This window comes from uncultured Psychroserpens sp. (assembly GCF_947501425.1).
Taxonomy (GTDB): Bacteria; Bacteroidota; Bacteroidia; order Flavobacteriales; family Flavobacteriaceae; genus Psychroserpens.
Map to the genome: position 1 here is coordinate 1 of NZ_CANMVN010000020.1, position 2,834 is coordinate 2,834.

Annotated in this window: 1 protein-coding gene; it reads right to left on the reverse strand. The window is 38.8% G+C overall.

Annotation, left to right across the window (positions count from 1 at the left end):
* The coding region (locus Q0951_RS17005) for a beta strand repeat-containing protein (RefSeq protein WP_367179772.1) at positions 1-2,834 on the reverse strand (2,834 nt) is incomplete at both ends.

Below are 2,834 nucleotides of genomic sequence, written 5' to 3' on the forward strand. Positions count from 1 at the left end.
CCTACACTTACAACACCATCTGCTCCTAGATCTAAACTGCTCTCTTTAATGATGCTAATCGATGGGTTCTGTGGGATCACTAGAGTTGTAGGATCGTTAGTAGGATCCATATCATTGTTATCGCCATTTACGGTATCAAGATCAGGAGTTTCATCTGTTTCAGGGTTTGTTATAGTACTTCCGTCACCTGCAGTTCCTGTATCAGAAACATCAGTTACATCATCACTTGGATCTAATGTGTTTCCTCCAGGAGCTTCTGAGCTTACACTAGCTGAATTCTCAACACCTCCATTATCAATATCATCTTGTATAATTGTGTAAGTTCCACTACATGTTGTAAAGTCACCAGGGATTAAAGTTGTGGCTACACAAGTTACAGCACCAATTAGTGGATCATTCACAGTAATATCAGTTAAATCAACATTACCTGTATTAGTTACAACAAATTCATAAGTAATAATGTCATCAATTAATCCAGGTGCTCCTCCTGGAGTTACACTAGTTATACTTTTCAGCAAATTAATACTAGGATCAAAACATTCAGTAGAAATTACTGTTTCATCAATTGAACTTACATCATTCTGACCAGGCGTTACCACATTAGGAATACCATTTGGATCTACTATATCCCCTAAGCTATCATCCGCATCTAAATCGGCTAAAGTAAATCCACCATCTCCTTCAACAGCATCTGGACATCCATCATTATCACTATCAGAATCTAAGAAGTTTGGAATTCCATCTTCATCATAATCCAATATAGTTGTTAAAGGATTTGTATAGTTTGCAATACAGTTAAATTCTAAGTTAGAACGTCTTTGAGTAAATACAAATGGAGCATCGTTTATTTGCGCTCCCAGTCTGAATGTAAATGATGTTACATTCACATATCTTGCAGAGAAGTTAATCTCTGGATTTACATTTGTTGTTCCAGGGAAATTAATTACACCTGATGTAGCATTTAAGAATCCACCTTCATCAGAAAACGTTAGTGTAGACGGTGTCTCTGCAGTATAAGCAGCTGGGTATTGTGTCCAAATCTTTTCTGAAATATTAGTATTTCCATCTATATCATTAAAGTTTACAAAGAATTCTGCGACAGGTACAGGTGTTCCGCTCACTGAATCTACGAAATCAAAGTTATACTCAACATAGGCTACTTCGCCTTCGTTAAGGTTTTGAAAATCTGTTGAAGGTCTAAAATTATTAGGTTCTTCACTATTATCATCTAAAGTTCCCACAGTAGCATTTCGTGTTTCAACAATAGTTACCAGAGCATCAACTCCTGTCAATACATTGGTAAACCTGAATACTTCACCTTGAAGTACTGTTGCTACATTTCCATCACCACTTTCCTCAGTAGGCACACTACTGAAGTCCAATAGAGACTGTGCTCCGCATGCTGGTTGAGTATTGGTAGTTTGTCCTTTTTCAAATGAATCTAAGAGCCCATCATTGTCGTCATCATCGTCACAAGCATCAGGCACTAAATCACCATCAGCATCTGCTGTATCATCAAAACCTTCACACACATCTGCTGAATTAGGTACACCATCATCATCACAATCATTAGTAGGAAAATCTAAACATGCGCCTATTTCTATAATAGCTGTTGCTGTGTCACAAATGGTATTATCCACACCTAAACAGATTGTGTATTCTACATTGTACGTTCCAGCAGAAGCATTTGTTGGCACATTGATTGTACCATCAGTATTGATAGATACACCAGTTAATCCATCATCATTACTTATAGCAATTGTAGTATCATCAATATTTGCATCTGTGGCTGCAACACCATCAGCTATATCTGTTCCACTTCCATTGTCATCAAATACACTTGCAGTTGTTCCACCTGTAACTGGGTTATAAGGTATTCCGCTAAAATCATCATCAACCGCATCAATACTTGGAGCCAACTCGATAGTTACATCGGCTGTATCACAAATGGTATTATCTACATCTAAACAGATTTGATAAGTTATTGTGTATGTACCAGATGTTGAACCTGCTGGTATATCTATCGTACCATCGGTATTAATTGACACACCTGTTAATCCTCCATCATTAGTGATACTGATGTTATCTGCAATGTTTGCGTCGGTTGCAGCAACACCATCGGCTGTATCTGTTCCATTTCCATTATCGTCAAACACGCTTGCAGTTGTTCCGCCTGCGGCAGAATCTATTGGTGTTCCACTAAAATCGTCATTCTCTGCATTGATGCTTGGATCAACTTCGATAGTGACATCGGCTGTATCACAAATGGTATTATCTACATCTAAACAGATTTGATAAGTTACTGTATAGGTTCCTGCGGTTGTTCCTGCTGGTACATCTATCGTTCCGTCTGTATTGATCGTTACACCTGTTAATCCACCATCGTTAGTAATACTGATATTGTCTGCGATATTTGCGTCTGAGGCTGGTGAGCCGTCTGCGTCGTCTACACCATTTCCGTTATCTGCAAAAACACTTGCGGTTGTTCCGCCTGCAGCTGAATCTATTGGTGTTCCACTAAAATCGTCATTCTCTGCATTGATGCTTGGATCAACTTCGATAGTTACATCGGCTGTATCACAAATGCTATTATCTACATCTAAACATATTTGGTACGTTACTGTATATGTTCCTGCAGTTGTTCCTGCTGGCACATCTATAGTACCATCGGTATTTATTGTCACACCTGTTAGTCCACCATCATTGGTGATACTGATATTGTCTGCTATATTTCCATCGGTTGCAGCCACACTATCGGCTGTATCTGTTCCATTTCCATTGTCATCAAATACACTTGCTGTCGTTCCGCCTGCGGCAGAATCGATTGGTGTTCC